Source organism: Sulfurimonas sp. (assembly GCF_016744025.1).
In the GTDB taxonomy this organism is placed as follows: domain Bacteria; phylum Campylobacterota; class Campylobacteria; order Campylobacterales; family Sulfurimonadaceae; genus Sulfurimonas.
Window position 1 is genome coordinate 1 of record NZ_JADGFC010000162.1, and the last position, 4,546, is coordinate 4,546.

Annotated in this window: 6 protein-coding genes; 3 read left to right on the plus strand and 3 right to left on the minus strand. The window is 31.5% G+C overall.

All coding sequences use genetic code 11. The features are described from left to right. The first annotated feature begins 122 nt into the window (after positions 1-122). From QZZ48_RS14200 to QZZ48_RS14210, 3 genes are read left to right on the plus strand one after another with little or no spacing between them, the layout of a single operon-like run. Positions 123-800: an ATPase, T2SS/T4P/T4SS family gene (locus QZZ48_RS14200; protein WP_294966913.1), complete on the plus strand. Its 678-nt coding sequence runs from the start codon at positions 123-125 to the stop codon at positions 798-800. Next, positions 775-1,572 carry a GspE/PulE family protein gene (locus QZZ48_RS14205; RefSeq protein WP_294966914.1) on the plus strand — a complete coding sequence of 266 codons (798 nt, stop codon included), beginning with the start codon at positions 775-777 and terminating at the stop codon, positions 1,570-1,572. The genes QZZ48_RS14200 and QZZ48_RS14205 overlap by 26 nt, the downstream gene beginning before the upstream one ends. Next, complete coding sequence (locus QZZ48_RS14210; protein ID WP_294966915.1) at positions 1,569-2,813, plus strand: type II secretion system F family protein; 1,245 nt, start codon at positions 1,569-1,571, stop codon at positions 2,811-2,813. Before QZZ48_RS14205 ends, QZZ48_RS14210 begins: the two co-directional genes overlap by 4 nt. Positions 2,814-2,823: 10 nt before the next feature. On the opposite strand, the gene QZZ48_RS14215 is transcribed toward QZZ48_RS14210, so the two are convergent. From QZZ48_RS14215 to QZZ48_RS14225, 3 genes are read right to left on the minus strand one after another with little or no spacing between them, the layout of a single operon-like run. Beyond that, positions 2,824-3,399 (minus strand): YigZ family protein, encoded by a 576-nt coding sequence (locus QZZ48_RS14215; protein ID WP_294966916.1) that lies wholly within the window; start codon positions 3,397-3,399, stop codon positions 2,824-2,826. An 8-nt stretch (positions 3,400-3,407) separates the two neighbouring features. After that, positions 3,408-4,118, minus strand: coding sequence for a YebC/PmpR family DNA-binding transcriptional regulator (locus tag QZZ48_RS14220; RefSeq protein ID WP_294966917.1), 711 nt, complete (start codon positions 4,116-4,118; stop codon positions 3,408-3,410). A gap of 26 nt (positions 4,119-4,144) precedes the next feature. Further along, on the minus strand, positions 4,145-4,492 hold the full coding sequence (locus QZZ48_RS14225) for a hypothetical protein (RefSeq protein WP_294966918.1): 348 nt from the start codon (positions 4,490-4,492) through the stop codon (positions 4,145-4,147). Positions 4,493-4,546 lie beyond the last annotated feature (54 nt).

The window sequence follows — 4,546 nt, forward strand, 5'->3', positions numbered from 1 at the left end:
TTAGACCCTAGGAGACAAAAACTGTTACCACTGGTATCGTAAAGAGGTGAAATAAGAAAACTTGTTTTACTGGTCTTGAAAAAGGGAACCATTATACTTTTTTAGATTTAGATGCAATTGATATGGACTACCAACTAACAAGTCGTGTTCCCTTAGCACAGCTAAAAAAATATATTTCTTTGCCAATATCTCAAGATGATATGCATGTAATCATTGCTTTTAGTGATCCACTTAATATAGAAGCACAAGAAGCCATTCAGAGACTATTCCCGAGAAAAATCGTAAAAATTGCAACTGCTACAAAAAAACAAATACAGTCATATTTATTTAAGGTTGAGCTAAAAGATAGTGTAAAAGGTTTAGTGACAAAAATACGTGATGAATTAAATTCTATAAACTCTATTGAAGAACAACAAGAAGCTTCATCAATACTTTTACTAATTGATGTTATTTTAAAAGCTTGTATCCGTGGTAGAGCTAGTGATGTACATATAGAGCCAACAGAGAAAAACTGTGTAGTTCGAGCTAGAGTTGATGGAAAACTAGCTGAGATATTTATTTTTGAAAAAGATATATATCCACCCTTAGCATCTAGACTTAAACTATTAGCTAATCTAGATATTGCTGAAAAAAGAAAGCCTCAAGATGGACGTTTTTCGACTGCTGTTGGGCAAAGAGAATATGACTTTCGTATATCTACCCTACCAATTTTATATGGTGAGTCTATTGTTATGCGTGTTTTAGATAAAGAGAAGGCACTTGTAAGGCTCGAAGATGCAGGTATGGATTCAGAGCTATAACAAACTATTAAAGGGTCTTAAAGAGCATTTTGGAATCATTTTAGTAACTGGACCTACCGGAAGTGGTAAAACTACAACATTGTATGGAGCACTCAACGAACTGAGAAATGTAGAAGATAAGGTTATTACCGTAGAAGATCCCGTAGAGTATAGAATGAATCTGATTCAGCAAGTACAAGTTAATCCAAAAGTTGGTCTTAGTTTTGCAGATGCTCTTAGATCAATTCTAAGGCAAGATCCAGATAAGATTATGATTGGTGAAATTCGCGATCAAGAAACTTTGGAAATTGCGATAAAAGCTGCTTTAACCGGACATATGGTTATTTCTACCTTACATACAAATGATTCAATTAGTGCTATCCCTCGTATGGTTGATATGGGAATAGAAAACTATCTAATTAGTGGCGCTTTAGTAGCTATACAAGCTCAAAGACTAGTAAGAAAGATATGTAACAAATGTAAGGTAATAGAAAAAATTCCATCTTCTACTTTAGAAGAATTAGAAAACTTTATACCTGAGAATTCAGTATTTTACAAAGGTAAAGGTTGTAAAGAGTGTAATGATACAGGATATATGGGAAGAGAGATGATTTGCGAGGTTTTAAATGTTACGGAAGAGCTATCATCACTAATAGCAAAAGGTGCACCTAAAGATGCCATGTTAGAGCAGGCAACTAAGGATGTTTTTATAGGAATATTTGAAAATGGAATTCAAAAAGCTTTGGATGGCATTACAAGTATTGAAGAAGTACTAAGGGTGGCTAAAGGATGAAATATTTTATTGCAACTATTCTTACAAAGGGTAAAAGAGAAGAGATACCATTATATGCTAAAGATAGAAAAGAAGCTAATGATTATGCCAAGTTAAAACACTCTGGATTAATTATAAAAGTCATTGAAGGCAAAGAGCCTTTAGAAGCACAATTTAAAAGATTTAAAACAAACTTTTTTCAAAATATTAAAAAAAGAAAAATAAAGCCAGATGCTCAAATCGCTTCAATTAGACAATTAGCAGTTATGACAAATGCTGGTATATCTATTCATGATTCACTTAGTGAAATTGCAGCTTCAACTGATGATCAAGCTTTAAAACATGTCTTTGGAAAATTGGCAGATGATATTAATGCAGGTCATTCCTTGTCTGCTTCTATGGAAAACTTTCGTTTTGAACTTGGAAACCTTACAATTGCCATGGTACAACTTGGTGAAAAAACAGGTAATTTAGATGAATCACTTTACGCATTAGCAGATATGCTTGAAGAAATTCGCGCAAATGTTATAAAATTTAAAAAAGCTATGGCATATCCTCGAAATGTAATGATTGCAATGGCAATAGCATTTACCATTCTAATATCTTATGTTGTTCCACAATTTAAAGATATATTTGAGTCATTAAATGCTGAGCTTCCTATGCCTACTCAAATATTATTAACACTAGAATATTTATTTAACAACTATGGTCCATATGTTTTAGCTGCACTCTTTTTAGCTTTTACGCTTTTTAAATATCTTATTAATAACTACAAAGATATTAGATTTGGATGGCATAAATTTTTACTTAAAACATATCTAATAAATAACATTATCAAGTTCTCTACACTTAGCCGTTTTACTCTAGTTTTTTCAGAACTTATTCGTGCCGGAATTCCAATTGCTGAAGCACTTGAAACTTCTATATCTATGATCGACAACTTGCCACTCAAGAAAAAACTTTCCTCAGTTAGAATGACTGTTGAAAAAGGTGGTACATTAAACACTGGTCTAGCAGAAACTAAACTTTTTGAGAATATGATTATACAAATGGTTAGAGCTGGAGAAGATAGTGGTACATTAGATACTATGATAAAGAAGGTTGCGGAGTATTACAAAATGAGATTTGATGCTATTATCGATGGTCTATCCGAAGCCATAGAACCAATAATGTTACTTATCATTGCATCTATGGTTATTCTCTTAGCTCTTGGTATATTTTTACCTATGTGGGACATGGGTAATGCAGTTCAAGGTAGGTAGATATTTTTATCTACTCTACAAGCTTTACTAATCTGTCCAATTTATTTAACAACCTTTCAATACTCTCTCTCGAAGCTTTTAATTTATAAATTGCACCTACATCAAAAGTTTTTTCAACAATTGTAATATCAAATGCTAAACAATCATATTCAACTATTCTGATGTTTGAGTATTCAAAATATATTTTAATTTCTTTTTCTTCTTTATACTCAAAAAATTCGGCTTTTTCAACAACTAAATTTACAGCATCACTATATGCTCGGACAAGACCGCCAGTGCCAAGTTTAGTGCCTCCAAAGTATCTGACAATAATTACTGCACTATTGATTATGTCTGAGCCTTGTAGTACAAATAAAGAAGGTTTTCCAGATGTTCCTTTTGGTTCCCCATCATCACTTGAATGTTCTACTATTTGATTAAACTCATTTAGATATCTGTATGCTACTACAAAATGTCTAGCTTTTGGATGTTCTTGCTTTAGTAAATTTAATGTCTTTTTGAAGTCTGTGAAAGAGATAAGGTAAGCAATAAACTTAGATTGCTTTACCTCAAGAGTATTTGTATATGTTTTATTTATATATTGCATATGATTAATTATGATAGATTTGTAAAAACCTTTTGCACATCTTCATCATCTTCTAATTTTTCTAATATTTTATCAATATCAACTTGCTGAGCTTCTGTAATACTTACTGGCACATTAGCCATTCTTTCTAAATTTGCTTTTGTTATTTCAATATCCATACTCTCAAGAGCTTCTGTAAGAGTTCCAAAACTTGTATAGTCACTAGTAACTAAACAAACTCCATCTTCAGCTTCTATCTCTTCAAGTCCTGCATCTATTAACTCAAGTTCTAATTCTTCAAGATCCATTCCATCTTTTAAAGAAAATTCAATAAGAGCTTTTCTATCAAACATAAATTCTAATGATCCATTAGTTAAGAGTTCTCCACCGTGCTTAGAAAGTATATTTTTAACATTAGCAACGGTTCTTGTATTATTATCAGTCATACACTCTATAAAAATCAAAACACCATGTGGTGCCTTACCTTCAAAGTTTACCTCTAACATACTTGCAGTATCTTTTGCAGATGCTCTTTTTATAGCTGCTTCAATATTATCTTTAGGCATATTTTCAGCTTTTGCATTTATAATAGCTGTACGAAGCTTAGAGTTCATATCTGGGTCATTACTGCCCTCTTTGGCAGCCATTGTAATTATCTTACCAAGTTTTGGAAACAATTTTGACATTGCTCCCCATCTTTTTAATTTTGACGCTTTTCTATATTCAAAGGCTCTACCCATTATTACTCTCCTTTATATTTATAATATCAACTAATTTGTGAGATGCTAAGTGAAGCATCTTCACTATAATCTACTATAATTTTACTAACTTCATTTTCTTTTACTAAATTTATTGATAATTTTCTAGTTTCTAAGCTTTTGTTTTTTAAAAGTTCTATCTTGTAGGCTTCTAGAGATTTTCCAAGTGCATCTATGATTTTTGAGCTAAGCTTTAACCAATGTCTCTCTAATATTTCTTCTTCATCAGAGTACAAGCCACTCTCATCATAATCAAGTTCATTAGCTTTATTTGATACACTGTTAAGCTTATCAAAAAGCCTTTGTGAATCTATTAAACTACTCTTTAAAACATTATAATCATCTTCATTTAGCATTTTAAGCACCTATAAAACTATATTTTAAATTCAAAAATGTATAATACCATATAT